1 pseudogene is annotated in these 213 nt (G+C 70.4%); it reads left to right on the forward strand.

The features are described 5' to 3' along the window. A pseudogene (locus EXE44_RS19895) lies at positions 1–213 on the forward strand (CTP synthetase); the annotation flags it as partial.

Raw genomic sequence — 213 nt, forward strand, 5'->3', positions numbered from 1 at the left:
AAACTCGAGGACGCGGGGATCGGCGGCGCCGGCCTGTTCGTCCTCACCGACGTGGAGGAGGCGACCGGGATCCCGATCGCCAAGGAGCTGAACTCCGACGTTCGGATCGTGACGTACGCGACCCGATCGCTGCCGGAGTTCGTCGCGACCGTCGCGGACCTCGCGGTCGACCCCGCGCTGCTGGACGCCGCGACGGTCGCCGAGGAACTGACC

It is taken from the genome of Halorubrum sp. SS7 (assembly GCF_005435055.1).
GTDB lineage: Archaea > Halobacteriota > Halobacteria > Halobacteriales > Haloferacaceae > Halorubrum > Halorubrum salinarum.